Origin of the sequence: Psychrobacillus sp. NPDC093180 (assembly GCF_044754065.1) — a bacterium.
Classification (GTDB): Bacteria; Bacillota; Bacilli; order Bacillales_A; family Planococcaceae; genus Psychrobacillus.
This window is the reverse complement of record NZ_JBIVOJ010000009.1, coordinates 121,112-147,659: the sequence shown is the minus strand read 5'-3', so window position 1 is coordinate 147,659 and position 26,548 is coordinate 121,112. Positions and strand designations below refer to the sequence as shown.

25 protein-coding genes are annotated in these 26,548 nt (G+C 39.4%); 17 read left to right on the top strand and 8 right to left on the bottom strand.

The window, feature by feature from the left end; translation table 11 throughout:
* Nucleotides 1-403: 403 nt before the first annotated feature.
* Nucleotides 404-1,597, top strand: coding sequence for an NAD(P)-dependent malic enzyme (locus ACIP9W_RS14880; protein WP_400790865.1), 1,194 nt, complete (start codon nt 404-406; stop codon nt 1,595-1,597).
* A 287-nt stretch (nt 1,598-1,884) separates the two neighbouring features.
* Nucleotides 1,885-2,223 (top strand): DUF6054 family protein, encoded by a 339-nt coding sequence (locus ACIP9W_RS14875; protein WP_400790862.1) that lies wholly within the window; start codon nt 1,885-1,887, stop codon nt 2,221-2,223.
* 24 nt (nt 2,224-2,247) lie between these two features.
* Here ACIP9W_RS14875 and ACIP9W_RS14870 read toward each other — a convergent pair whose 3' ends face one another.
* The 4 genes from ACIP9W_RS14870 to ACIP9W_RS14855 form a co-directional block, all read right to left on the bottom strand.
* Nucleotides 2,248-3,234 carry a DMT family transporter gene (locus ACIP9W_RS14870; RefSeq protein WP_400790859.1) on the bottom strand — a complete coding sequence of 329 codons (987 nt, stop codon included), beginning with the start codon at nt 3,232-3,234 and terminating at the stop codon, nt 2,248-2,250.
* 12 nt (nt 3,235-3,246) lie between these two features.
* Complete coding sequence (gene pepT / locus ACIP9W_RS14865; RefSeq protein ID WP_400790856.1) at nt 3,247-4,473, bottom strand: peptidase T; 1,227 nt, start codon at nt 4,471-4,473, stop codon at nt 3,247-3,249.
* A gap of 244 nt (nt 4,474-4,717) precedes the next feature.
* Nucleotides 4,718-5,149, bottom strand: coding sequence for an RDD family protein (locus tag ACIP9W_RS14860; protein ID WP_400790854.1), 432 nt, complete (start codon nt 5,147-5,149; stop codon nt 4,718-4,720).
* 21 nt (nt 5,150-5,170) lie between these two features.
* Complete coding sequence (locus ACIP9W_RS14855; RefSeq protein WP_400790851.1) at nt 5,171-6,868, bottom strand: M3 family oligoendopeptidase; 1,698 nt, start codon at nt 6,866-6,868, stop codon at nt 5,171-5,173.
* Nucleotides 6,869-7,031: 163 nt separating this feature from the next.
* Between ACIP9W_RS14855 and ACIP9W_RS14850 the strand changes: the two genes are divergently transcribed.
* The 13 genes from ACIP9W_RS14850 to ACIP9W_RS14790 all read left to right on the top strand — a co-directional run bounded on the left by ACIP9W_RS14850 (nt 7,032) and on the right by ACIP9W_RS14790 (nt 19,164).
* Nucleotides 7,032-7,787: a DUF2087 domain-containing protein gene (locus ACIP9W_RS14850; RefSeq protein ID WP_400790848.1), complete on the top strand. Its 756-nt coding sequence runs from the start codon at nt 7,032-7,034 to the stop codon at nt 7,785-7,787.
* A 19-nt stretch (nt 7,788-7,806) separates the two neighbouring features.
* Nucleotides 7,807-8,160 carry a GIY-YIG nuclease family protein gene (locus ACIP9W_RS14845; protein WP_400790845.1) on the top strand — a complete coding sequence of 118 codons (354 nt, stop codon included), beginning with the start codon at nt 7,807-7,809 and terminating at the stop codon, nt 8,158-8,160.
* A gap of 264 nt (nt 8,161-8,424) precedes the next feature.
* Nucleotides 8,425-9,486: a phosphotriesterase family protein gene (locus ACIP9W_RS14840; protein WP_400790842.1), complete on the top strand. Its 1,062-nt coding sequence runs from the start codon at nt 8,425-8,427 to the stop codon at nt 9,484-9,486.
* Between the two features lie 43 nt (nt 9,487-9,529).
* Nucleotides 9,530-10,525 (top strand): phosphotriesterase family protein, encoded by a 996-nt coding sequence (locus ACIP9W_RS14835; protein ID WP_400790840.1) that lies wholly within the window; start codon nt 9,530-9,532, stop codon nt 10,523-10,525.
* Nucleotides 10,526-10,578: 53 nt separating this feature from the next.
* A complete protein-coding gene (locus ACIP9W_RS14830) occupies nt 10,579-11,742 on the top strand; it encodes a thiolase domain-containing protein (RefSeq protein WP_400790838.1) in 1,164 nt (387 codons plus the stop codon).
* Nucleotides 11,743-11,745: 3 nt separating this feature from the next.
* Nucleotides 11,746-12,162, top strand: a complete 417-nt coding sequence (locus ACIP9W_RS14825; RefSeq protein ID WP_400790835.1) for a Zn-ribbon domain-containing OB-fold protein — start codon at nt 11,746-11,748, stop codon at nt 12,160-12,162.
* Nucleotides 12,163-12,190: 28 nt separating this feature from the next.
* Nucleotides 12,191-13,885 carry a CocE/NonD family hydrolase gene (locus tag ACIP9W_RS14820; RefSeq protein WP_400790834.1) on the top strand — a complete coding sequence of 565 codons (1,695 nt, stop codon included), beginning with the start codon at nt 12,191-12,193 and terminating at the stop codon, nt 13,883-13,885.
* Nucleotides 13,886-13,898: 13 nt separating this feature from the next.
* Complete coding sequence (locus ACIP9W_RS14815; protein ID WP_400790832.1) at nt 13,899-14,870, top strand: MBL fold metallo-hydrolase; 972 nt, start codon at nt 13,899-13,901, stop codon at nt 14,868-14,870.
* Nucleotides 14,854-15,540, top strand: a complete 687-nt coding sequence (locus ACIP9W_RS14810; RefSeq protein ID WP_400791104.1) for a 3-oxoacid CoA-transferase subunit A — start codon at nt 14,854-14,856, stop codon at nt 15,538-15,540. Before ACIP9W_RS14815 ends, ACIP9W_RS14810 begins: the two co-directional genes overlap by 17 nt.
* A complete protein-coding gene (locus tag ACIP9W_RS14805) occupies nt 15,533-16,219 on the top strand; it encodes a 3-oxoacid CoA-transferase subunit B (protein ID WP_400790830.1) in 687 nt (228 codons plus the stop codon). The genes ACIP9W_RS14810 and ACIP9W_RS14805 overlap by 8 nt, the downstream gene beginning before the upstream one ends.
* Nucleotides 16,216-16,971 (top strand): GntR family transcriptional regulator, encoded by a 756-nt coding sequence (locus ACIP9W_RS14800; protein WP_400790828.1) that lies wholly within the window; start codon nt 16,216-16,218, stop codon nt 16,969-16,971. Before ACIP9W_RS14805 ends, ACIP9W_RS14800 begins: the two co-directional genes overlap by 4 nt.
* 66 nt (nt 16,972-17,037) lie before the next feature.
* Nucleotides 17,038-18,135 (top strand): FAD-dependent oxidoreductase, encoded by a 1,098-nt coding sequence (locus ACIP9W_RS14795; RefSeq protein ID WP_400790825.1) that lies wholly within the window; start codon nt 17,038-17,040, stop codon nt 18,133-18,135.
* Between the two features lie 102 nt (nt 18,136-18,237).
* A complete protein-coding gene (locus tag ACIP9W_RS14790; RefSeq protein ID WP_400790822.1) occupies nt 18,238-19,164 on the top strand; it encodes an alpha/beta hydrolase in 927 nt (308 codons plus the stop codon).
* 889 nt (nt 19,165-20,053) lie between these two features.
* Here ACIP9W_RS14790 and ACIP9W_RS14785 read toward each other — a convergent pair.
* From ACIP9W_RS14785 to ACIP9W_RS14775, 3 genes are all read right to left on the bottom strand, one after another.
* A complete protein-coding gene (locus ACIP9W_RS14785) occupies nt 20,054-21,313 on the bottom strand; it encodes an MFS transporter (protein ID WP_400790819.1) in 1,260 nt (419 codons plus the stop codon).
* Nucleotides 21,314-21,537: 224 nt separating this feature from the next.
* Nucleotides 21,538-22,662, bottom strand: a complete 1,125-nt coding sequence (locus ACIP9W_RS14780) for a cupin domain-containing protein (RefSeq protein WP_400790817.1) — start codon at nt 22,660-22,662, stop codon at nt 21,538-21,540.
* Between the two features lie 36 nt (nt 22,663-22,698).
* Nucleotides 22,699-23,652, bottom strand: a complete 954-nt coding sequence (locus ACIP9W_RS14775; RefSeq protein WP_400790815.1) for a fumarylacetoacetate hydrolase family protein — start codon at nt 23,650-23,652, stop codon at nt 22,699-22,701.
* A 228-nt stretch (nt 23,653-23,880) separates the two neighbouring features.
* On the opposite strand from ACIP9W_RS14775, the gene ACIP9W_RS14770 reads away from it, so the two are divergent.
* Nucleotides 23,881-25,080: an FAD-dependent monooxygenase gene (locus tag ACIP9W_RS14770; protein ID WP_400790813.1), complete on the top strand. Its 1,200-nt coding sequence runs from the start codon at nt 23,881-23,883 to the stop codon at nt 25,078-25,080.
* A 20-nt stretch (nt 25,081-25,100) separates the two neighbouring features.
* Here the strand turns inward: ACIP9W_RS14770 and ACIP9W_RS14765 are convergent, their stop codons facing one another.
* On the bottom strand, nt 25,101-25,862 hold the full coding sequence (locus ACIP9W_RS14765; RefSeq protein ID WP_400790811.1) for an IclR family transcriptional regulator: 762 nt from the start codon (nt 25,860-25,862) through the stop codon (nt 25,101-25,103).
* 82 nt (nt 25,863-25,944) lie between these two features.
* Here ACIP9W_RS14765 and ACIP9W_RS14760 point away from each other — a divergent pair, with 82 nt between their 5' ends.
* Nucleotides 25,945-26,451 (top strand): DinB family protein, encoded by a 507-nt coding sequence (locus ACIP9W_RS14760; protein WP_400790809.1) that lies wholly within the window; start codon nt 25,945-25,947, stop codon nt 26,449-26,451.
* Nucleotides 26,452-26,548: the final 97 nt, after the last annotated feature.

The following is a 26,548-nucleotide window of genomic DNA, read 5'->3' as shown; positions in this document are numbered from 1 at the left end:
AGGGCAACCAACTGCTGTTGAAAGCAACCAGTTCTAGTCTGAGAGCAACCAAAAGTCTGTTGAGAGCAACTAGTCTAGACTGAAAGCAACCAAATTGATCTTGAGGGCAACCAATTTTCATAAAACAAATTTACTTAGAGTGAGACGTCGATAACTACGTCGCAGTTTCCCTATATTGTGAACCATCTTTATTATTTTAAACAATTATGTTTGAATAATTTTACATATAAATATAAACATAGGAAAAAATATGTGAAGAAGTTCACTAAGACTTAAGCATTGACATTGAATTATACACCGTCTATAATTTTCAGAATATAAAGAAGATTGGATGTGTGCATCTGGTTTTCATTATAGAAAAGGGGAGCATTTTGATAAATCTAGAGGATAGGTGAGTGAGAAGATGGATTTGAGAACACGTGCATTGAATTTGCATCGAGAGAGTAAAGGGAAGTTGGAGTTAGTAGCAAAGGTCCCAATGGGAAGTAGGGAGGATTTAAGTTTAGCATATTCCCCGGGAGTAGCAGAGCCTTGTATAGAGATAAAAAATGACCCCTCCGCAATTTATGAGTACACAGCAAAAGGCAATCTTGTCGGTGTTGTAACAGATGGTACTGCTGTTTTAGGTCTTGGGGATATTGGGCCAGAAGCCGCTTTACCTGTGATGGAAGGAAAAGCAATTCTCCTAAAAAGATTTGCGAATGTCGATGCATTTCCAATTTGTCTGGATACAAAAAATGTTGATGAAATTGTCCAAATTGTAAAAGCTTTAAGCCCAACCTTTGGTGCGATCAACTTAGAAGATATTTCTGCACCACGTTGCTTTGAAATAGAGGATCGCCTTCGTGAGGAACTCACTATTCCCGTATTTCATGATGACCAGCATGGGACTGCAATTGTAGTAGGGGCTGGACTTCAAAATGCGGTGAAACTTGTAAATAAACAAATACCAGCACTCAAAGTAGTGATTAACGGTGCTGGTGCAGCAGGAATGGCTATTTTACGCATTTTACAACAACTAGGCTATCGTGAAATTATTATGTGCGATTCTACTGGAATTATTTATGAAGGTAGAGAAGAAGGAATGAACTCAGTAAAAGCAATGATTGCAAGCAGTACGAATCCACGTAATGTAAAAGGATCTTTGCAGGATGCAATGGAGGATGCAGACGTATTTATCGGCGTTTCTGTAGCTAATCTTTTAACAAAAGATATGATCGATTCGATGAATAATGACCCAATCATTTTTGCTTTGGCAAATCCAAATCCAGAGGTAGCCTATGATTTAGCAAAAGAGTGGGGAGTAAAGGTTATTGCAACTGGTCGCTCTGACCATCCAAACCAAGTAAATAATGTGCTAGCGTTTCCAGGTATTTTTAGGGGAGCACTAGACGTAAGAGCAACTGATATCAATGAAGATATGAAACTAGCGGCTGTCCATGCAATTGCATCTCTTATTGAGGAGCATGAGATTAGAGAGGATTATATTATTCCAGATCCGTTTAATGAACAGGTTGTAGACGCTGTTGCAAAGGCAGTAAGTGAAGCAGCAATCCAATCAGGGGTATCGACTTTATTTCAACCTGTATTGAAATAAACATAAGAAATTTTTTATAATTCAATTGGAAAATATTTGATTAAAATAACAATATTCGTATAATAAAAAACATATGAGACTATTAGCTTTCTGTGTAATCGGTTCTCTTCATAGAAAGTAGATGATTGAAAGCTGGATCCTTAAACAAGGGCTTTTACTTCAATGCCTGTCGGAAAAATGTTCCTAGAGAAACCACTCTACGGAACATTTTTGTTTTCTTCCATTCTAAGAAACTATTTTCACTTTCAAACGTAAAAGTAAGTATAAGAGGAAATGGGGGTATTCGAATGGATATACGCGACTTTTATGTTTCACTAGAACCTAAAGCTGCGCTAGATGTTTTGCAACAACATATCGTGCAAGGCAGTATTTCCGGCACGATTATAGATGTGTACGAACGAGTTATAGGCGAACATCAAGTGGTAGTATGCGTATTAGAGAAATATTATATGCGTACAAGCAATCGGGCTTCATTAACTATTACGATTGATAATTTAGAGAACCACACAAAAGTACATGCTGCATCTGCAGGCGCAGGATCAGGTGCTATTTTTCGCTTTGATTGGGGAGCGGGAGGCGATTTTGTAAATGGTGTAGAAAGGGCTCTTGGAGAATATATAGTGTAAAAAAGTACATGGTTTTGAGGATGTTTACTCATAACCATGTACTTTTTGATCAGTCCTATTTGAAGTTAATGCTGCTGCTCTAGTATTTAAAACCTTTGTATAATAGCTGTGTAAAAACATACCTAAAATAATAATTCCAAGTCCTACTAAAGCAATCGGTGTAGGCAATGGAATATGGAGAATGATCATTTCGCCGGCAATTACAAATAGGATTTCTGTCGACTGAGTTGCTTCTACAGCAGCAAGCTTTCCTTGGTGGTTGCGGACACGATCCGTTGCCATAAAAAATAGAGTAGTAGCGACAACGCCAGAACTAACAGCAACTATTAACGATTGTACGACCTGACTCGTAGAAGGGAGTCCGACTGTAAATAGCGCAAATACTACAAGTACGATCCAAGCTGGGAGGGAAGCAATTGTCATCCCAAGCACGCGTTGAAATGTATCCAGTTTACCATCTAAATGCTCCATCATTTTACGATTACCTAGTGGGTAGGCAAACGCCGCCACTATGACAGGCAATATACCTAGAAAAACAGCACTCATCGAAAGAGAGCTTGTATTTGGAATTTGAATAAGAATAATACCTATTAAAATGATGAGTGAGATTAGTAGGGAAATGACCGGAATTTTTTGTTTAATCATACGATCTTTTATTTTCACTGAGAAAAATGGCGCGAGTAGTACACCTGCAACAATAGTAAACTGCCACATTCCGGAGATTAACCAGCCAGGTCCATAGCCGGCTGCAAATGTAAGTGGTGCATAAAACAAGACAAAGCCCACAAAACTCCATATAAGCCACGGAGCAGGAGCAGACCTAAGCTCTTGGAACGTAACAGCCAACCCTTTTCGATAAGAAACTATGATAAAAAGAAAAGGCAACATAAAGAAGAAGCGAAGGGAGGAGCTCCAAAGCCAGCTTCCTCCCGATACTTCCATCGAACGATTAAGAATAAACGTTACCGCAAAAAACAAAGAGGCAAGAACCCCCAGTAATATTTCCCGCATGCATTCACCTACTTATGCTTGTTTTTCAAAAGCTTGAATAATTCCTTTAACAACTTCTGTAGATTTTTCCATAACGTCTACTGAAACGTATTCATATTTACCATGGTAGTTTTCTCCGCCTGTAAATATGTTAGGTGTCGGCATACCCATGTAAGAAAGCTGAGAACCGTCTGTGCCGCCTCGAACTGGTATGATTAATGGCTCAATATTTAATCCAACCATTACATCTCTAGCGACGTCTACAATTTCCATTACAGGTGTAATTTTCTCACCCATATTGTAGTATTGATCCTCTAGTTTAACTGAAATAGCATCTTCTCCGTATTCTGCTTTAATTTTTTCAGCAGTGTCTAAGAACAATTGCTTTTTCGCTTCAAATTTTTCACGATCATGATCGCGGATAATATAGCTAAGCTCTGTTTTTTCTACATCCCCATTGAAATTCATCAAGTGGATAAATCCTTCATAGCCTTCTGTTTTTTCAGGAACAGCGTCTACTGGCATATGTGATTGGAATTTCGTAGCGATTGTAATAGAATTGATCATTTTGTCTTTTGCAGAGCCAGGATGCACACTAGTCCCATTCGTTACGACATGTGCACCAGCAGCGTTGAAGCTTTCGTATTGTAATTCACCAAGCGGACCGCCGTCCATTGTATATGCGAATTTCGCACCGAATTTTTCTACGTCAAATTTATGTGGTCCACGACCGATTTCTTCATCTGGATTAAAGGCAACACGGATTTTCCCGTGTTTCACATCTGGGTTTTGAACGAAGAATTCCATTGCCGTCATAATAATGGAAATTCCTGCTTTATCATCTGCACCTAAAAGCGTTGTACCATCTGTTGTTAAAAGTGTATGTCCAACATAGTTTGAAAGCTCTGGGAAGTCTTTCACAGACATCACTGTTGATTCATTTAACTTAATATCTTTTCCATCATAGCTATCAATACGCTGTGGGTTTACATTTTTTCCAGTGTAATCTGTAGCCGTATCTACATGTGCCAAAAACCCGATTGTCGGTATATCTTTATCCGTATTAGCAGGCAATGTAGCAAATAAATAGCCGTTTTCATCTAAAGTAATTTCTTCTAAGCCAATTTCAGCAAGTTCTTTTTCTAATACATGTAGCAAATCCCATTGACCTTCCGTTGAAGGGCAAGTAGTGCTTGCTGCGTCTGATTGTGTGTCTATTTTTGCATAACGAGTTAAACGCTCGATTAATGTTTCTTTCATGAAATGAGATCCCCTTTCAAATTAAAACGCATATTTCTATTTTAACAGATTCTTTCGACTTTCGGAATTATTACTGGTGCTAGGTACAGGTAATAATTCATCCAGCAAATTACAATTCCAACTAAGTTGGTCATTTTTCCAACTAAACCTTCAAAATTTCCAACTAAACTCTCCGTTTTTCCAACGAAACCTAAATTCCACAAGAAAAGGCTACCGAAATTGCCTCTTTTCGGTAGCCTTTGGTTCAAATTTGTTCTTTTTCTTCTAATATTTCTTCCGGACGATCATACGTTACATACGTTCCGGCGATGAAATCATGAATTGCTCGTTTATCTTCACGAATTCCTACCATAAACGCACTGACAACTAGGGCAATTCCAAACGTGAAGGCATATATAAGACCCCCTACAAGAACGCGCAAGAGCATCGTTCCATAGCCAAGTTTTGTACCATCCACTTTTGCAATTCGTATGTCTAAGATTTTCTTGCCTACTGTATATCCGGTCCATAGAACTGGGACGATAAGGGTGTAAAGGATATTACCAATACTTGTAACAGGAGATTCATTCCAGTTCCCAACTATTAAGAAACTAATAAAAGTTAAAGGTATTCCAATGATTAACCCATCTAATAAACTTGCAGCAAATCGAGCCCAAAAACCAGCTGGATTCAACATGTACACTCCCTCATACAATTATTATAATGCAGAGTCATCCACACTATTTAAATATTCTTCAATCGTGCCAACAACCGATTCCACACAACCATCCTCAAATGGAGAGATTAAATTCGCTTCCGCTACTAATTTAGTGAAAGATTTCGAACCTCCTAACTGACATAGATGTAAGTAATCTTTCCATGCAGCCTCATGATCTTCTCTTGAACGCTTCCAGAACTGGAATGCGCAAATTTGCGCTAATGTGTAGTCGATATAATAAAACGGACTAGCGTAAATATGACCTTGACGTTGCCAGAAAGCACCGGCTTCTAAATAACTATTGCCATCATAATCACGATGCGGTAAATAGATTTCCTCAATTTTTTTCCAAGCAGCTTTTCTCTCTGCTGGAGTCATTTCTGGATTTTCATATACAGCGTGTTGGAATTCATCTACTGCAACTCCATAAGGTAAGAACAGAAGTCCACTGCTTAAATGTGCAAATTTATATTTATCCGTTTGCTCTTTAAAGAACAATTCCATCCAAGGCCATGTGAAAAACTCCATACTCATCGAGTGAATTTCACAAGACTCATATGTTGGCCAAATGTATTCTGGAATACCAATGTTACGGCTCGTATACACTTGGAAAGCATGACCTGCTTCATGTGTTAATACATCTATATCACCCGAAGTCCCGTTAAAGTTAGAGAAAATAAATGGAGATTCATAGTCATCGATAAACGTACAGTATCCTCCAGATTCTTTCCCTTTCTTCGCAACTAAATCCATCAAATCACGATCAATCATGAATTGGAAGAACTCTGCAGTTTCAGGAGAAAGCTCCTCATACATTTTCTTCCCGTTCTCTACAATCCACTCTGGAGAACCTTGTGGAGTAGCGTTTCCTGTTAAGAAGTTGAGTGATTCATCGTAAAACTTCATTTGTTCCACACCAATGCGTTTGGCTTGGCGTTCATATAGTTTAGTTGCCAAAGGAACAATATAATCACGCACTTGGTCACGGAACTTTTTCACCATTTCGGCATTGTAGTCGATACGATTCATACGTACATAACCAAGTTCCACAAAGTTTTTATAACCTAACTTTGTCGCAATTTCATGACGAACTTTTACGAGTTGATCGTAAATATCGTCAAATTTTTCTTCATGCTCTTGGAAGAAACCGAATCTAGCTTCTGTCGCTTTTTTACGCACATCTCGGTCTGTCGATTCGGAGTAAGGCCCAAGCTGTGCAAGTGTCAATGTCTCTCCGTTAAACTCTACTTGCGCGGAAGCAACTAGCTTAGAGTAATCGGAAGATAGTTTGTTTTCCTTCTGCAAAAGCGAAATCACTTCAGAAGAAAATGCTTTAATTTGAAAATCAGCTAAATCAAATAATTGGCTGCCCCATTTGTTTTCTAGCTCTTGACGGAATGGTGAAGCTACAAGTGCTTTATAGTATTCCGTGACCAGTTCATCTACTTCAGGACTGATTTCATCAAAATAATCTCGTTCTTTTTGATAATACTCATCGTTTGTATCAATCGATGCACGAATGTACACCAAATTGGCTTGAGTCGAAAAGTCGTTACGCAATGTGTTTAGTGTTTCAATTGCTTTACTTTGCTCTTCCATAGTAGAAGCTTCCTTAAATTTTGCTAAAGCCTCGCTAAACTTTACCTTGTCTTCTTCTAAATTTGGTCTTTTGTATTCATAGTCTTTAAATGTAACCAATGCTATTCTCCTCCTGGTCGCTTCTTCGAAATCCGAAACGTTTTCTATTTTATTGTTCAATATTTTCTGATATATTGCAACAACTATTTGCAAGTTGATATTTTATAGACATTAATATAAAATGTTTATAAAATGATAAACAATGAATGGAAGTGTTTGTTTTATGGAGAACAATGAATTATTTTGGAATGCTAACATAGAACAGTTGAAAGCGGGTTATATAGATGAAAAAGAAGCTTTTGTCTGTTTGGTTTGTGGAGCAAAAGTAGAAAAGGGTATTATTTATCCTTATCAGTCTGTTTTATTGGAAGCAGAGCGTTTTATGAAGCTACATCTGGAACAAGAGCATGGGTCTATGTTTCAGTACCTCATTGGTTTAAACAAAAAACTAACTGGTTTAACGGATCACCAAAATAGCTTACTACGATTATTTTATGAAGGGAAAAGCGATGCAGAAATTCAAACCGAACTAAATATAGGTAGCAGTTCCACTATAAGAAACCATCGCTTTGTTTTAAAAGAAAAAGAGCGACAAGCGAAAATTTTCTTAACGCTGATGGAACTACTAAAGGAAAAAGACGACCATGCACCAGCGTTTTTACCGCTTCATAAAAATGCAACAATGGTTGACGATCGTTACAACATAACGAAAGAAGAACAAGAAGAAGTGGAAAAGAAATTTTTCCTTAAAGGCGTTAATGGTCCATTAGTAAAATTCCCGAAAAAAGAAAAGCAAAAGCTAGCAACACTGCGCGTTATCATCAAGCGATTTGAACAAGAAAAGACATATAGCGAAAAAGAGATAAATGAAGTACTCAAAAATGTATATGCAGACTTCGTTACTTTAAGACGTTATTTAATCGAATATGGATTTTTAGACCGCAAAGACGACGGTAGCGAATACTGGGTTAAAAATTAGTAGAAAAGGATTGATTAAAATGGAAAGAAAAAAAGAATTGAAACAAGCTTATAAAGAAGTAAAGATAGAAAGCGGCATTTACACGATTACAAACAATCAAAACGGAAAAAAGTTTGTCGCATCAACCCGTAACTTTAAAACACTTAACGGAACGCAATTCACACTTGAAAATGGTATGCACACAAATAAAGAGCTCCAAGAAGAGTGGAACGAATATGGAAAGGCAGCATTTGAAATTGAGCGAGTAGAAGTATTAAAAATTCCAGAAAATCAATTTATGAACGAAAAGAAAGAACTAGAAAAGCTGTTAGACCAGTGGATGGATAAATTGCAGCCATATGGGGAGAAGGGGTATCATACAAAAAAAGATTAATAAAAAAACGCAACCAACATGGAAGTTCTATGTTGGTTGCGTTTTTTTATCCCCAGCAAACTTTGGAAGGAATTGTACAACACCCACAATATTTTAGTAATTCAAAAGAGTCTGAAAAAGTAATTGACTTTGGTATAACAATATTATAATATTTCATTATCAACTTAGACATTACAACGATACATTACTTCAAAAGAAAGCGATTACACCTATAGGAGAACGTTCTAAAATAAAGAACTATTAAAATGATAGGAGGTTTTAACTATGCTAGATAATATACAAGAAAATAATTCAGGGGTTGTACGTACGGTTCTTGGACCGGTGCCTACAAGGGAACTCGGTGTTGTACTTATTCACGAGACACTTCTCTCAGTAATGCCTGGGGCAGAGTATGCACCTGAGATTAAAATGGATAAAAGTGAAATTTTTGAGACATTAAAACGACAACTAATGGATTACCGCCGACTTGGAGGGAAAACGATTGTTGATCGCAGCGGTATGTTCCACGGTCGCGATGTTGAACTTTACCGAACGCTTTCCAAAACAACGGGTGTACATATCATTGCATCCACTGGATTAGGACCTGAGCCGATGTTAGGTGGTTATTTTATGACACCTCAAAAAAATCCACCTACCCCTTGGTCAGCTGAACAGTTTTCTGGTCTTTTTTCAAAAGAAGTGACAGAAGGGATTGTTATACCGCGTGTTGAGCGTTCGAGTTCAGCCGGATTAGTAACATCAATCGCATCTGGTACAGGGAGAACACAAGTAGAAACTAGTCTGTTCCGAGGCTCAGCATTGACGGCGCTTTCAACTGGCATACCAGTATCCGTACAATACGGTGCTGATGCTGTAAACGATTTAGAGGTTTTATTAAGTGAGGGTATTGCTCCCAATCGTGTCATTATCGGAGGTCTTGATAGTTTAGATGCGGTAGAAAGTAGAGTAGTTTTCGAAATTGCTGAACGTGGAGCATATGTCGCGATTGACCATGTTGGTTGGTCATCCAGTGAAGGCTATGTAAGTGATATAGAACGTGTTGCGTTAGTCGCTGAATTATTTGCAGCAGGGCATGGTGAACGAATATTAATCTCTAGCAATACGGTTGGTGTAGCTAAAGGTCATGAAGCAAAAGAGCTTGGTGTTAATCACTTATTAACATCATTCGTACCGCAACTTCGTAAAGCGGGAGTGACAGAAGAACAAGTTCGTACTTTACTTCAAGAAAACCCACAAAAAGTATTAACGCTGGATCCTTCAGCGGAACAAAAGATTTCTGGATGGAACTATGAATGGGATAAATTATATCAACCTGTCACTAATTAAGAGGAACTGATAAAAAGTGATTTTAAAATAAGGAGTGATAAACATGGGGAAAATTAATACTGTTTTAGGTCCAATCCCAACAGAAGATTTGGGAATCGTAGCAATGCACGAGCATATTGGGTTTGGTCTACCGGGATGTGATTTAGATACACAGTGGTGGAAAAAACCTGAAGAGGCATTCGAGGTAACACTACAAAAGTTACGTAGGTTCCGTGAGCACGGAGGAAAAACGTTTGTTGACTGTACTGGGATTGGGAATGGTCGTGATATCGAGTATTTCCAAGTACTTTCACGTAGAACAGGGGTACATATTGTTGCCGTTACAGGGTTTGTGGCAGCAGACTCAGCCCTACCGTATTTCCGTAACAAATCAGTCGAGTACCTTACCGATTTACTTGTTCATGAAATAACAGTAGGTATTGATGGTACAGATGCAAAAGCCGGTGCTATAAAAGTAGGAGTTAGCCGTGGCGGTAAACTAAATGAATTAGATAAACGTATATATCGCGCCGCTGCACGTGCGGCATTAAAAACTGGTGCCCCAATCATTACACATCTATGTGTAGATGCTGAGACTGCAATTGACATTTTCCAAGAAGAAGGTCTATCACTTGATCGTATTCTTTTTGGGCATGCAGATGACGGTGGATATCTGGATGAAGTCCGTGATTCAAAAATTGCAGAGTTAGGTGGTTATGTAGGTTTTGACACAATCGGTTATGACAGTGAAGTAGAGGGTGCGCCTTATTGGGCACGACCACGTCAAGACCGTGTGGATCATTTCCTTCGTTTTCTTGATAAAGGATTTTTGGATCGTGCAGTTATCTCTGCAGACGCCAACTGTTGTGCGTTAGGATGGCCTGGATTGAAAGGGCATTCGGTCAATTATTTATTCGAGGAATTCATTCCGGATCTTCGCAAAGCTGGTGTTGGTGAAGAAGTATTTGAGCAGCTCCTAATTCATACTCCTGCCAGAATCTTAACAATGCAAGAGCCTCGTTTAGTCGGCGTACGTGAAACGGTAGCAATATCCGAATAAAGTGAAGTAGACTTCTAAATCTAGAAGTCTACGAAAAAAGGAGATTATGGCAGATGAGTATTAAAGGGATGGCTTATATTGTTGGTGCATACGAACACCCAACGAGAAAAGCTGAGAACAAATCCGTTGCAGCTTTACATGCGGAATGTGCCAAAGGTGCTTTGGAAGATGCAGGGCTAACATTTGCGGATGTTGACGGTTACTTTTGTGCGGGAGATGCTCCAGGTGGTGCCTTATCGATGGTCGATTACCTGGGACTCAATGTTCGCCATATCGATTCTTCGGAAATGGGAGGCTCATCCTATATTGCACACGTTTCACATGCAGCGCAGGCAATTGCAGCAGGCAAATGTAATGTAGCATTAATCACAATGGCAGGTCGTCCACGCTCGGAAGGTAGAAGTGGTGTGAAGCAAAAGATTGTTGGTGCGAATGTTCCTGATGCACCATTTGAACTACCTTTTGGTCCAACTGCCGTGAATGAGTACGCAATGGCCACGATGCGTCATATGCATGAATTTGGCACGACGAGCGAACAGTTAGCGTGGGTCAAAGTTGCCGCTTCTCATCATGCCCAATACAATCCCAATGCAATGCTAAGCGATTTAGTGACCGTTGAAGACGTGCTGGCATCTCCTTTAATTGCAGAACCATTACACCGATTAGATTGTTGTGTTGTAAGTGATGGTGGTGGTGCATTAGTTGTCGTGAAACCTGAGATAGCGAAAAGCCTTAAACGTCCACTTGTCCGAGTAATGGGTAGTGGTGAAGCACCTAAAGGACTATTAGGTGGCAAAGTAGATCTTACATATACAGGCGCAATTTGGTCAGGACCTAGGGCTTTCGAAGAGGCGGGGATAACGCCTCAAGATATTAAATATGCTTCCATTTATGATAGCTTCACGATTACGGTGTTGATGCAGCTGGAGGATTTAGGTTTTTGTATAAAAGGCCAAGGTGGTAAGTTCGTTGCTGACGGGAACCTAATTTCAGGTGTTGGTAAGCTTCCAGTTAATACAGACGGTGGTGGTTTGAATAATAATCACCCAGCAAGCCGGGGAGGCATCATTAAAGTTATCGAAGCTGTTCGCCAATTACGCGGAGAAGCTCAACCAGAAGTACAGGTGAAAAACTGTGACATTGCATTGGCTCATGGTACTGGTGGCGGGCTAGCAAGCCGTCACGGTAGTGCGACACTTATCTTGGAGAGGGTGTAGATCATGGTAACTACGTATCAATCAAGAACAATGGCAATCCCTGAAATCCATCCAGAACATAAAGAATATTGGGATGCTGCTGCAGAAGGAAAACTACTGATCAAGCATTGTGATTCCTGTGGTGATTATCATTATTATCCACGTGTCTTATGTCCAAACTGCATGAGCGATAATACGACATGGATAGAAGCAAAGGGCACGGGAAGTATCTACACATATAGTGTGATGAGACGAGGCGTGCCATATGCGATTGCCTTCGTGGAGCTTGATGAAGGACCGAAAATGATGACGAATATCGTCGATTGTGACCTCGATAAGGTTCACATTGATCAAAAAGTAACCGTGGTATTCAAGCAAAGTGGGGATTTAGACAATGCGGGACCTTTTGTTGCCTGTTTCACACCAGTTGAGCATGTATAGAAGTATTTTATAAAAGGAGCGGACTCAAATGATTATTACGAAAGACGAACGCATAAAAATGCGCGACGGTGTGCATATCGCTGCAGATATTTACCGTCCTGAAGGTAACGAAAAAGTACCAGCATTACTTGCTATTAGTCCTTATGGTAAAGAACTACAAGCACAGGCACTCACCTTACCGCCACAAGCACGTCCCAGTCACCTTTGGAATGGAGCAATTGAAGCTGGGGATATTCATGAAGTAGTGTCACGAGGTTATGCGCATATTATTGCTGACGTACGAGGCACAGGGGGTTCGGAAGGACAAATGTGCGGTAATTATAACTCCGGTGGTCATGGAGATGGTAAAGACATTTATGACCTCGTTGAATGGTTAGCCGAGCAAGATTGGTGCGATGGTAATATCGGGATGATTGGTATTTCATACTTTGCATCAGTTCAAATTTTAGGTGCAGCTGAGCAACCACCACACTTAAAGGCAATTTTTGCAAACGGTGGTCATTTCGATCTATATGAACTTTGTTATCACGGAGGAATTATGTGGTTAATGCCACGTGCTTCTCGTGAAGGACGCGGCGGCGATAGCGGAAACGCATTTAATAACGTAGCAAGTAAGAGCTCGAAAGTATTTTCGCCAGAAGAGCTTAAACAAAAAACGCAAGAACGTTTAAACGATCCAGATATTGCCCATTGGTCAGATTTTGTTCATCTATTACATTATCAAGATCGTCATGAATTGTGGATGGATTACTTATTAAATCCACTGGACGGCGAGTTCTGGCAAAAAGATTCTGCCATAGAAGTAGCACATAAAGTAACAATTCCAACTTATTTCCAAGCAAAATGGGGACGCGGTTGGAATGTAGAAGGCACGATCGAAGGCTTCCATAAAGTATCAGGCATTAAAAAGCTTGATATCCAAGCATTACCACCGATGTTAGAACGTCCATTTCATGAAAACCATGACGAAATGTTCCGCTGGTATGATTACTGGTTAAAAGGTATTGATACAGGCATTATGGATGAACCAGCAGTTCAGTTCTCGGTAGAAGGTTCTTACAAATGGCGAGGTGAGGATCAATGGCCATTACCATATGAAGAAAAGAAGGAGTTCTATTTACGTCCGCGTCACAAAATTAGTGCTAAACCAGAGCCATTAACATCTGAATATGCACATCCAGATGGCTTCTATCAAGCACCGTTAACCGTAACAACTAAATCAGAAGCGATTAAATGGACGAGTGATAAATTCTTAGAGCCTGTAGAAATGACAGGTACTGGAGCGTTGTATATCCACGCAGAAATCGACACGGATGACACGAACTTCATCGCCAAGCTTTATGATTTAGATCCAAGTGGTAAACGTACTTTGATGACTTCAGGTTATTTAAAAGCATCGCATCGTGAACTAAATGAAGAAAAATCTACATACGGGGAACCGTGGCATCCACATAACCGTGCAATCCCAGTACCACCTGGTGAAATTATCGAATATGCCATTCGTCTATATCCATTCTCCTTCCTTATTAAGCAAGGACATCGTATTGAATTGGAACTTGCATGTAATGAACCACTTGATGGAGAAGATGCCAAATTATTACCACCAGATAGCTACCACTTACCTAGTGGTCGTGCGACAATGCACAAAATTTATCGAGACAAGGACCACCAATCTCGTTTAGTTTTGCCAGTCATTCCAAAAGAGTTCAACATTCTTAACTAGAGGAGTGAAGCGATTGGAAAATTTAGTACGTATTATTCCGATTGAATGTAAATTTGGTCCAGTCTCTGCATTCGCTTATTATGTGGATGCGGTAGAACCAGCAATCATTGATACAGGCGTTCATATATCTGCTACGCAAGATATTGAGCCAGTTTTAGCTGAACACGGTATACGAATGGAGGACATTCGTTGGATTCTCCTAACGCATGGTCATGTGGATCATCTCGGCGGCGCTTATGCAGTATGGGAAAAGACAGGACGCCTCGCAAAAGTAGTAATACCGAAAAAAGAAGCTCGATTATTACGAGATTGTAATGAACAAATTGTGGATTACAAAGCACTGCAAGGAAAATATATTACCGATCCAGTGATACAAGAAAAGCATATCACCATGTTAACAACGGATATTGGCGGCAATATAGAACCTGAACTTGAAGTGGAAGATGGCGATCACATCAGCCTTGGTGGTGGCTTATCGTTAACTGTTGTAGAAACACCAGGACACTCTATTGGATCCGTAACATTTGTGCTAGATGGCCTGAACTTTGCATTCGCAGCGGATGCGGTCCAAATGTATGGGGGGTTAAGCGGCTTACCTACGATTGAAAAGCCGAGGTTATACCGTGAAAGTATACATCGTTTACTGGAAGAAGTCCGTCCAAGTCGTTTGTACTTAGGGCATCCATTCCGTAATATCAATGGTGAACTGCAAAGTGCACAAATCACTGGTGATGAAGTAGCGTCCGTTCTCCAAGCGAGTCTTGAGATGGATGCGAAATTGGCAGACGTTGTACAGCGACATCTATCAGGAGATACAAGGACACATGAAAGCGACGGAATATATGGACCGTTTGAATCGATTGCAGCGGAGCTTGGCTATACGGGAGATCCAAGGCACTTACCTTGCACATTTTTTGTCTCGATACACGGTTATCAAGAAGAAATAAATGGGAGGGGGAAATATAATGATCCAGAAAAAATATGAAAACGTAGCACAATCCATTGCAGATATGCAGGACGGAGCAACGCTTTTAGTTGGAGGATTTGGAGGCAGTGGACTACCTTTAAATCTTATCGCAGCCCTTACAGAGAAGGGCACGAAAGATCTGACAGTTGTATCAAATAATATAGGTGCCGTAAGTGATGGTGTGGCGTCGCTAATTAGTAACAACCAAGTAAAGAAAATTATTTGCTCTTTCCCAGTTGGTCCTCACGCTGATGATTTAGTAGAGCGACTTCAAAAAGGTACGATTGATTTAGAAATTGTCCCTCAAGGTACATTAGCGGAGCGCATTCGTGCAGGTGGTGCAGGAATTCCAGCCTTTTACACGCCAACGGGGGTGCAAACAGAGCTTGGACAGGGGAAGGAAACACGTGATTTTAATGGTCGTGACTACCTTTTGGAGCATGCGATTGTAGGCGATTATGCTTTTGTTAGAGCACATCGTGCAGATCGTTGGGGAAATCTTGTTTATAACAAGGCACAGCGTAACTTTAACCCAGTGATGGCGACAGCGGCAAAAATTACTATTGCTGAAGTAGACGAAATTGTAGAAATTGGACAAATCGATCCAGAAACGATTGTTACACAGAGTGTCTACGTACATCGTTTAGTGCAATTGGAAAGCGAAGGGAAGGTATTAGTACATGAGTAAAGATCAAGAGCAAATTGGATGGTCCATGCCGGAACTAGCCTCACGAGTAGCTTTAGACTTAGAAGATGGGTGGTTCGTGAATCTTGGAATCGGTTTACCTACACTTGTAGCGGACTACATTCCTGAAGGAAAAGAAATCATTTTACACAGCGAAAATGGACTTCTTGGATTAGGACCAAAACCAGAATCAGGTGAAGAAGACTGGAATCTTGTAAATGCAGGAAAAGAGCCCATTACACTAAAACCTGGTGGCTCATTCTTCTCGCAATCAGAGTCTTTTGCCATGATTCGTGGAGGTCACCTGGATGCAGCAATACTCGGGGCATTCCAAGTATCACAATTTGGTGACTTAGCAAGTTGGAAACTTCCAAATGCAACGCTTGGACGCGTTGGCGGCGCAATGGACCTCACTGCGGGTAGTAAACGTGTTTTCCTGTTCATGCAACATACAAGTAAGCAAGGGCCAAAAATTGTAGAAGAATGTACGTATCCACTAACGACTCCTCGTTGTGTAGACCGAATTTATACAAACCTGGCAATAATCGACGTGACAGAAACTGGACTTGTTGTTTTAGAACTTGCTCCTAATGTTTCATTTGAATACGTACAAGAACACACTGCAGCACCGCTTAAGCTACATGTTGGCTTACAAAAAGAGACGATTGGAGTACAGCAATGACTAGAAATGCACTAAAACTTACTATTGACCGTCAATCGGGGGTGCCACTTTATAAACAGATTAAGGAAATATTGATTAAGGAGCTACAGGCAGCAGCTGGGGAGACGGGTCGTCCATTTAGTACCGAGCATGAACTTGTGGAGCGGTTCCGTGTGAGTCGGGCACCTGTCCGCCAGGCATTGAAGGAGCTTGCAAATGAGGGGTACGTTTATCGAGAGCGAGCAAAGGGCACTTTTCCTGTTCAGGAAATGCCGGTACGACCTCCGGGGCTAGAATTAGGGGGACTAGTTGGTTTTCTTCGTGATCAAGGGATGGATTGCAAATCGAAAATATTAAGTGTTGACTGGGTATTACCTACAGAGAATCTATGTGAAATCCTTCGTATTGAGCCAGATGACAATGTTTTGAGAATTTCTCGTTTAATCATGCTTAAAGGGAAACCGCTCGTATGGGCACAGACTTATCTGCTTGTACCAGAGGATTTTCAACCGGGTAAAAGGGAGCTTGAAGAAGCCGAGAGTGTCTTTGTACTCCTTGAGAGAGAACAGGGGATTCTCATTTCTCGAGGAGATCATCAAATTTATGCATCAGGTGCAAGCCAAATGGTAGCAGAGGTTTTAGATATTGAAGATAGAGATCCTGTTCTGATAACGGAAACCAAGTTGTACACGCGTAATGACCGTCTTATAGGCTGGAGAAAGGCTGTTCATATCGCAGATGATTACAAGTTATCTTTTTCAGTGAATCGTTGAGATGGTTCACAATTGGGGTGTATGAATAAAAAATAGTTGTGAAAACACATATGGGGGGAAATGTTCATGAAATCAAAAGCTGAATTAAGAATTGCAATTATTGGCGGAGGCATTGGGGGAGCATCAGCTACAGTAGCGTTAAAGGCAAAAGGAATTCGTGCAGACGTGTATGAGCAAGCATCATCTATGAAGGAAGTTGGAGCGGGTATTGGAATTCGGCCGCCAAGCGTGAGATGCTTTAAGGAATGGGGTCTATATGAAGCGTTAGAAAAAGTAACGACACAAAGTGACCACATGGAAATTATCGCTGGAGATGATCATGTTCTTATTAAAGAAGCGTGGCCGGTATTAACCGATGATAAAACAGAAGCTTACGCTCGTCTGGTTCACCGTGCAGATCTATTAGAAACAATTGTTTCGGGTATTCCAGAAGATCAAATTCATTTAAATCATCGTTGTGAGAAAATCATCGATCACGGGGATTATGCGGAAGTCACGTTTGAAAATGGCACAACAATTGAAGCAGATCTTGTCATTGCAGCAGATGGTATTCGTTCAACAGTTCGTAATCAGGTCTTAAAGCATGTGGAGCCGGTATATTCAGGCTATCTTGCGCACCGTGTATTAATTGACTTTGATGATGCACTTGGTTTGGCTTCAAAGGACAATATTTTACGAATTTACGTAGACGGCGATAACTCCTTTTATTTATTGCCATTAGAGCATCGCAATCAAGTGTCTGTAGATATAACCGTGCCGGGTGAATTTGCATGGAAACCAGAATTAACAAAAGAAGAGATTTTAGCGAGCATTACAGGTTTTGGTCCAACACTTCAAAAATTAGTAGAGAATATTGCATTTGAAGACATTGTGACTCGTCCATTATGTGATTTAGAACCAATTGAAAAATGGAGTACGAAATCAGTAACGCTAATTGGTGATTCGGCTCATGCAATGCTTCACAATCAAGGGCAAGGTGCAAACATGGCCATGCAAGATGCGGAGGTATTAGCAAAAGCAATCCTGGAAGCGGATACAATTGCTGAAGCACTACAAAACTATGAAGAGAAACGTAAACCAATTACGAAGCTTTACCAAGAATTATCTCGTCTATTTCCATCGGATCAAGCTGAAACTGCTTTCCCAGAAAAAGCGCACTTCTAAAAATTTACTTAAAATAACAAGTTCCTTACCTATTTGAATAGGTAAGGAATTCCGTTCGTTTATAAATGAATCAGAAAGATAAAAAATAAGGAGGTTCTCATAGTGCCAGTACATCCAGAGATAAAAAAGATTTTAGAATTTATTCCAAAACCAGATACAAAACAAAAGGTGATTCCAGCAGAACATCGTAAAATATTCGATGCACCATCTTTACCAGTGGAACAAAGAGAACAAGTATATCAAGTCGAAGACAAAACTGTGTCAACGCCTGATGCGGAACTGACTGTTCGTATTTACACACCTAATGAAGCAGATGCTTACCCGGTTTTAATGTATTTCCATGGCGGTGCCTTTTTCTCTGGAAACTTAGAGAGTCATGATGATGTAGCGCGTTCCTTATGTGCAGCATCTGGCTATAAAGTCATTGCTGTTGATTTTCGTCTTGCTCCTGAACACCCTTTTCCTGCCGCACTAGAAGATAGCTATAATGTAACAAAATGGATAACAGAACAGAAGGATAAATTAAAATGGGATGGTAAGAACCTGGCTCTTGCTGGTGATAGCTCAGGTGGTAACTTAGTTGCTGCTGTTTCTTTAATGGCCCGTGACAAAAAGGAATTCACAATTACAAAGCAAGTATTATTCTATCCATCATTAGACCTTGATTTTAGTGAATTCCGTTACCCATCATTAGTGGAAAATGGTACAGGCTATTTCGTGGAAAGTAATCAATTAGCTGAACTTAATAGTTTCTATTTGCTAGGTGATGTTAATACAGATAACCCGCTTGTTTCACCGATGCGTGAAGAAAATTTAGAAGACATTCCAGAAACTCTTATTATCACAGCAGAATATGATCCATTTAGAGATGAAGGAGAGCTATTTGGTGAGAATTTAAAGAAAGCTGGAGTACATGTAGAAGTGAAGCGATATGAAGGCGTTACGCATGGATTTTTGGGGAAATGGACGCATCTTGATGAATATAAAGAAGTTTACAAATTTACAGGTGATTTTTTGAATGCTAAGTAAGTTTCAAACCTCACTATAATTTGAGATAAGAAAGTTCATAGTTTTTTACGGAAGTGATTAATGCAATATTGCGTTTGATTACTTCCGTTTTATAATGCTTCAAACGGGTACTTATTTACATGCCACAAGGCACTTTGTATATAGATGCTTTTGGAGTGCTTTGAATGGAAACGAGTTCTACGCCATTACCGGAGACTTCTTTATATGTAGGGATGCGACTTCGTCGCATCCCTACATATTTTTTTCGGTAATCGTCTGTTGGTCGTCCGTCCGGCGCACTCCAAAAGCACGGGTAATCAGAGTGCCAAGGCTTTTGGGGACAAAAGAATAGCCACTTTCCTATTCAGATAAAGTGAAACTTCAAACAGTGAGGGGGCTTCATCCCTCACTGTTTGTTAGTTGAGGCCCACACGATGTGGGTCACGCAGACGATGCAACACGATGTTGCGTACTTAGTCTGCGATCATTTCATCGTGCTTTTACGGACAGTTAACCCCACCAACGTTTCTTTTCCTTCATGTAAGTCTCAATGTGGGGTACTACTGTCCGTTAAAGCGGGGTAAAAGCAACCAAAGATGCAATTTTGGCTGCTCAGTCCTTCTCTTTCGTATTTCCACTCTTTTCAATCGGAAGGAAGCGTTCCTGTTCTATAAAGCATCAATCATTTTACCGGTACATACTTTGCCAAAAATAAGCAAGGAACGCTTTATAAAAGGCGATAGAGTGCCCGAAATTGCATCTTCGCGTGAAGGACAAGTATCCACCACAAGATTATCGAAAATAGTTTAGCAGTCACTTCCTGCTACACTTATTCCACGGTAATGATGTAGTGATAATTTCGTCCAAAACGAACCGAAAACGTAGAAGTGAAATAGATTTTACTCACATCTTAAGGTTGTACTGAAACACTAGTGTTAACTACTGGTTCCGGTATTTGATGAACTTTAGACGGTGCTGTTTCTTTAAAGAACAATGTGAACACAAATGCGACAAGACCTGCAGCAGCGGCAACGTATAATGGCGTTTGAATACCGTACATATCTGCTAAAGCACCATTTACCATTGGATTTAAGAATCCACCGATCAACTCACCAATACCGATGGTTAAACCGATTGCAAGACCAGAGTATTGTAGTGGAACAGACTCCACTGGAATAACCGACATTGACATCCCGATGACGCCAGAACCAGCAGAACCGATGAATAACAGAATCATCATTAATGGAATAGAATCTACAAATACGATACTTAGCGGTACGAGAATTAACAATAAACCAGAAACTGCAGAAGCAGGTTTACGACCAGTTCTTTCTGAAAGAGTTGGGATTAAGAAACCGAAAATTGCATAACCAACCCCGAACGAAGCCATTACTAAACTCATTGTTGTACTAGATAAACCTTTTGCTTGTACTAAATAAGTCGGTGCGAAAATTTGGAATGCCATTAGTGTGGTCATAACTAAGCTGAAAACAACAATGGATAACCAAATATTGCGATGTTTAAGAACATCTTTTACTTTCACTTTTTCAGTAGATTTTGTTGTATGCATAGAGTGGAATTTCGTCGGATCTGGATTTTTAACTCCTTTTAAAATTGCAAAGCTTAATAGAATCCCTGGAATAATCGTTAAATAGAATGCAGTATGCCAGTCGAACTTAGTTGCTAATGCAACGATTAATATAGGTGCTAAAATACTTCCGAATAATGCGTTGCTTGTGTTCATCGTAAAACCTAAGTTAAATCCTTTGCGACGCTCTGAAGATTCTATTGCTAAAATAGATTGTGTTTGCGGAATCAGCGGACCTTCTACAATACCCATTAATAGACGGAGTACAAATAACATACCGAATGTTTGTGCTAAACCATGTAATAATGAAATTATAGAAAATGCCAGTACTAAAATTGCTAACATTACTTTCTTACTTTTCACTTTATCCGAGATGAATCCACCTAATGGACCCGAAACCGACCAAGTTAATGCAAGTGCTGCTCCCAGCAAACCTAATTGCGTGTAGTTTAATCCTAAATCTACAGAAATCATTGGGAATAAGTAGTTAATCGCTAAACGGTCAAAGAATACAAACCCTATTACAAAGAAGAAGATTATCGTTAATTTATTTTCATAGTTCCAAAATCTCTTTTTTTCCATTAATAAAACACTCCTCTTATTAAAGTTAGAATATTTAGAATATTTTACACGTTTTTTCCCCATTAAAATAACATTACCTTCAAAGATATGTTAAATATCACCACCTTCAAATATTCGTTTTCAACCGATAAAGCGCTTACATATTATTGGAAAAGCTATTCGCAAAAATATCCCGTAAATGACAAGTTATGATCTTCATTTACGGGATTACTTCGATTCATTGTTTAACGAAATGTTGCTTTAAATTCACTAATAATTTCTTGATGACCATTATTTGAGTCAAAGGCCTGCTCTTGTTCTAATTCGAAACGGTCCATGATTGGAATGTCGTTTACAGAGAAAAGATAGGAATCTGTAGTTGCTTTATGTTCATACCAAGCCCAGTTAGGTACGACAAAGTAGTCTCCAGCTTTCCAGTCAAAACGTACACCGTTAATAACTGTGTAGCCTTCTCCTTTATGAGCGTGATAAACCGTTGAATGTGTATGGCGCAGTGCTTTTGTATGCATCCCTGCTGGCAAATGTTGCATGCGTGTTCCTAATGTTGGATTTGCAGATTTACCTGTTGATGGATTGATGTACTCGACAGCAAACCCATGATGTGGATTTGGGTCAAATGCCATTAAACCTTTAATACCATCAATCGTACGATCCCATTTATAGTTTGCTAAAGGTGCAACTGTAAATTTATCGTCTCCAACTGGACGAATCATACCACCCCGGTAGCGCTGCTCAGAAAAGTTATCTGGTACTCCAGGTTGTTGTAGTCCGTCCCCGTATGGTTCAAAGAATGTACCACCGATTGAATATAGAGTTGGAATATCTAAAGCATCCATCCATAACATCGGCTCGGTGCCTAAATGTTCATGACCATGCCATAGGTTTTTAGGTGTAGTTAAGAAATCGCCTTCTTCCATGAAAATACGTTCACCTTGCACGATTGTATAGGCTCCAGTCCCTTTTGAGATGAAGCGTAAAGCAGACTGCGAGTGACGGTGAGAAGGTGCTTTTTCTCCTGGGAGCAGCATCTGAACAGCTGCATAAATTGTTTGGGATGTAGATGCCCATCCCCAAGGTTTACGATAAGTTAAACCAGGATTTTGAAAGTAAATAGCGCGGCGTTCTCCTCCACGGTCTGGTGTGAAAATTTCTGCCGCTTCAGCCATCTTATTATCGATTAATTCCTTTGACCATAAATAAGCTTCGGCATGTGGTTTTGGTGTCTTATTCATAATTTCAGGTATTGCTTCCCAAAGTGGTCCAAGGTTATATTGAGCAATTTCTTTCGTAAAGTCTGTTACAATTTGACTCTTCATAAATTCTGCAACTTCTGGAGTTACTCCAGCCATAATTCCTCGACTCCCTTTCAAATAAGATGATAAGTATTAAGCATTCACTAAAGCACCTGCTACAGTAGCTACTTTATTTTCCAAAGCACCTACTTGATCGATTTCAATACGAACTACATCGCCATCTTTTAAGAATGTAGGTGGTTCCATTGCAACTCCAACACCGCCTGGCGTGCCTGTTAATACAACATCCCCAGGTTCAAGCGTCATCAAATTAGATAGGAATGACACTAGTTTCTGAACTGAGAATACTAGATTAGCTGTATTCGTTTTTTGACGAACTTCCCCATTTACTGTTAATACGATATCTAAACCAGATGGGTTTTTCAATTCATCAGCTGTGACTAAATAAGGACCCATTGGTGCAGAACCGTCTACAGTTTTGCCTTGGAGCCATTGTAATGTGCGACGTTGGATATCGCGATAAGTCACATCATTAGCAATCGTGTAACCAGCTACATAATCTAGTGCGTCTTCTTCTGAAATATTGCGCGCTTGTTTTCCGACTACAAAAGTGAATTCTGCTTCATAATCTAATTGCTCTGAAATTGGATAAAATGGGATATCATCTTCAGGACCTAGTATAGTGTTTGCAAATTTAGCAAAGACAACGGGATGTGAAGGCAATTCACGACCCATTTCTAAAATATGTTCACGGTAATTATGCCCTACACAAATAATTTTTCCTGGGTTCATAACAGGAGCTTCTACTTTTACTTCGTCTAGTGAAAAAATAGCTTTCTGAACAGAAGCGGTTGGATTAGCCAATAGGAAGTTTACAGCTTGTTGTGCTAGTTCAATTGATTTTTTCCCCCCTTGATATAGTTCATCTGTTGTAGAAGGAACATATGCATGGGCAATTTCCTTGTAGCGATATTCTCCAGCTGTTTTCAATTGTGTTTGGTAAGCATAATTTAGGTCAATTACTTGTTCGTCTACAATGGCTCCGGCACGTGTCGTACCATTAAAAGAATAGTTAATTAATTTCATTATAATCCTCCTTTTATTAAAATAGAATACAATGTTCTCTATTTATAGAAAATATAATACAAGATCCGTCCTTATGTCAATTATTTTATAGAATTTTAATTTTGTTCTGAAAAAGTAGAACATTTAGATTTATCGTTGACAAATACCTTGAATTTAAGTTAAATTTCATTATAAGGGAACTAAGTTCACTATTTATATAATATAATTTATATTAGGAGGTTAATACTCATGACGAAAATCAGTGACATTATTGTAGTTGGTGGAGGAATCGGCGGTTTAGCGACAGCGCTTTCAATTGTACAAAGAACGGGCAAGTCTGTAGCGGTATTAGAGCAAGCGCCAGAGTTTGGTGAAGTTGGTGCCGGAATTCAACTAGGAGCAAATGCCTTATTTGTTTTAGATCAACTAGGTGTAAAAGAAGAAATTGCAAAAGTTTCTGTATTTCCAAAACGTCTTGTTTTGAAAGATGTTTATTCAGCAAAAGAATTAGCCGTTTTAGATTTAACAGAGGGTTTCCAAGAACATTTTAAACAACCATATGTAGTACTCCATCGTTCAGATTTGCATCGTGTACTATTTGAAGCATGTAAAAAACATGGTCGTATTAAATTTATGAATGACGAAATTATTCAGACCGTTGAACAAACTAATGGGCAAGCTACCGTTACAAACCAAAAAGGGGAAACATATAGTGCCGAAGCAATTATTGGTGCAGATGGTTTAAAATCAAAGGTTCGTAAATTGTTTTCAAATGATGAACCTATTTGCTCTGAATATGTTGCCTATCGGGGAACAATTCCGATTGAGGAAATTACTGCTAAAGGTGATGTAGCAATGGATGATGTAATTATGTGGATTGGTCCAAACTTACATTTAGTCCAATATCCTGTACGTCGCGGTGAACTATACAATCAAGTTGTTGTGTTTAAAACATATGACTACAAACCAGAAGGGGACTGGGGTACACCAGAAGAAATGACACAACGCTTTGAGGGAGCTCATCCACTAGTAGAGCGCGCATTAGAATTTATCTCTACGCAATTCCGTTCGCCAATGTTTGACCGTTTGCCTCTTGAAAACTGGACAGAAGGTAATGTGACATTGTTAGGGGATGCAGCCCATCCAATGCTACAATATTTAGCGCAAGGTGGTGCACAGGCACTAGAAGATGCCTATGTTATAGGAGAAGCATTGGAAACCGAAGCTACTTATAATGAAGCCTTTAAAAAATATCAAGCGGAAAGACAACCTCGTAGTGCAATGGTTCAAACGTCTGCACGTAAATGGGGAGAAATTATTCATGCGGAAGATGACATAACGGTTTTACTACGTAATACAATTTTCGGTAATCATAAAGCTACAAATTATGAAGTGGCGGATCATTTATACAATTACTTTAATGTTCGAAAAAACGAGGTAAAAGCTTAATAGAAAAAGAGAAAGAGGAGTTATTCCTCTTTCTCTTTATATCCATATATAGCAGACATTTCTTTACTTAATGAAATAATACGTTGAATAATTTCTGAATTGAAGGCACTAGGTACGTCTTCAGTAAAACCGACAACAGAAAAAGAACCTACGAGCTCATGTTTATAGTTAAGGATTGGAAAGCCGATAGACGATACATGACGCACAAGCGGCTCATAGGAATAAGTAAAATGTTCCGCCCTTATTTGCTTTAGCTCACGTTGAAATTTAGCTATGTTAAATTGATCAATTGATTGTTGTTCTTGTTCAATCCAATTGGTTATTTCCAATGAATTGGCATAAGCTGCAAATATTTTACCGGAAGCTGAGGATAATGGTAATTTTGTACCTATCTGTGCACCAATATTTAACCCGTAATTGGTATTCCAAATATTCGTAATAACGGGTCCATCATTAATCCAAGTTGCTAATAGAGTGGTCATACTTGTCAGTTTACTAATTTCTTTAAAATATGGAGTTAATCTTCCTGTAAAATCAGCATTTTGCGATGCTGCTGTTCCGTATTCTAAAAATTTATAGCCTAATGAAAAATATCCCCGTTTCTGATCACGATATAATAAGTCCATTTGCGTTAATGTATTTAAATATTTGTATAAATTACTTTTGGAAATCCCGGTAATTTCTTGGATATCTGAAAATTTTAAAGGAATATCACTTTGGGCGACGGCGTCGATAATTTGGATTCCTAAAGTTAAAGAGCCGATGGTTGTATTGCTAGACATTACACTCATTCCCTTCTTCTTTTGCTTATTTGTAATGCGTCACAAATAACGGTTTAGAACCGACACTAAGGAGTATTTTACTATGACATTAGAAAATTTGAAAGAAAGTTCAACAATTATCCAATCAATTATTGAACAAATGGTTCGTCTAATAGAAACAACAGACGCACCCCTATTATATAAAAAGCCATCAGCTGAAGAATGGTCCCTCATGCAAATTGCTTGTCATGTCAACGAAGCAGTGGAATTCTGGGTAGCCGATTTAGAAGCATTATTAATCGTTCCAGGAGCAAAATGGGGGCGGAACCACGAGCATGTTCGACGCTTGGCTGCTGTGGAAGAAAATTATGTTACTTCGGTTTCGAGAGAACAAGCTATTACATGCCTTGAATCGCTAATTTCTCTTACAGAGCAAGCTTTAGGTAAAGTCCGAGCGGAAGATTTAAGTAAAACTGCACCAAGCTATAACCCAAATTTTGATGGTAAACCGCTGTCTTTCTTAATCGATCATTTAATTATAAAACATATAGAGAGTCACTTAGGTCAAATGGAACGTCATTTAGAAAAAGTACAATATCAAAATAGTTAATAGTTATTAGAAAGCACAAGAGACGCATATGCGCGCTTTTGTGCTTTTATAGCGAATATGCGATAAAATCGACGAAACAATGATAAAATGGCAGTAA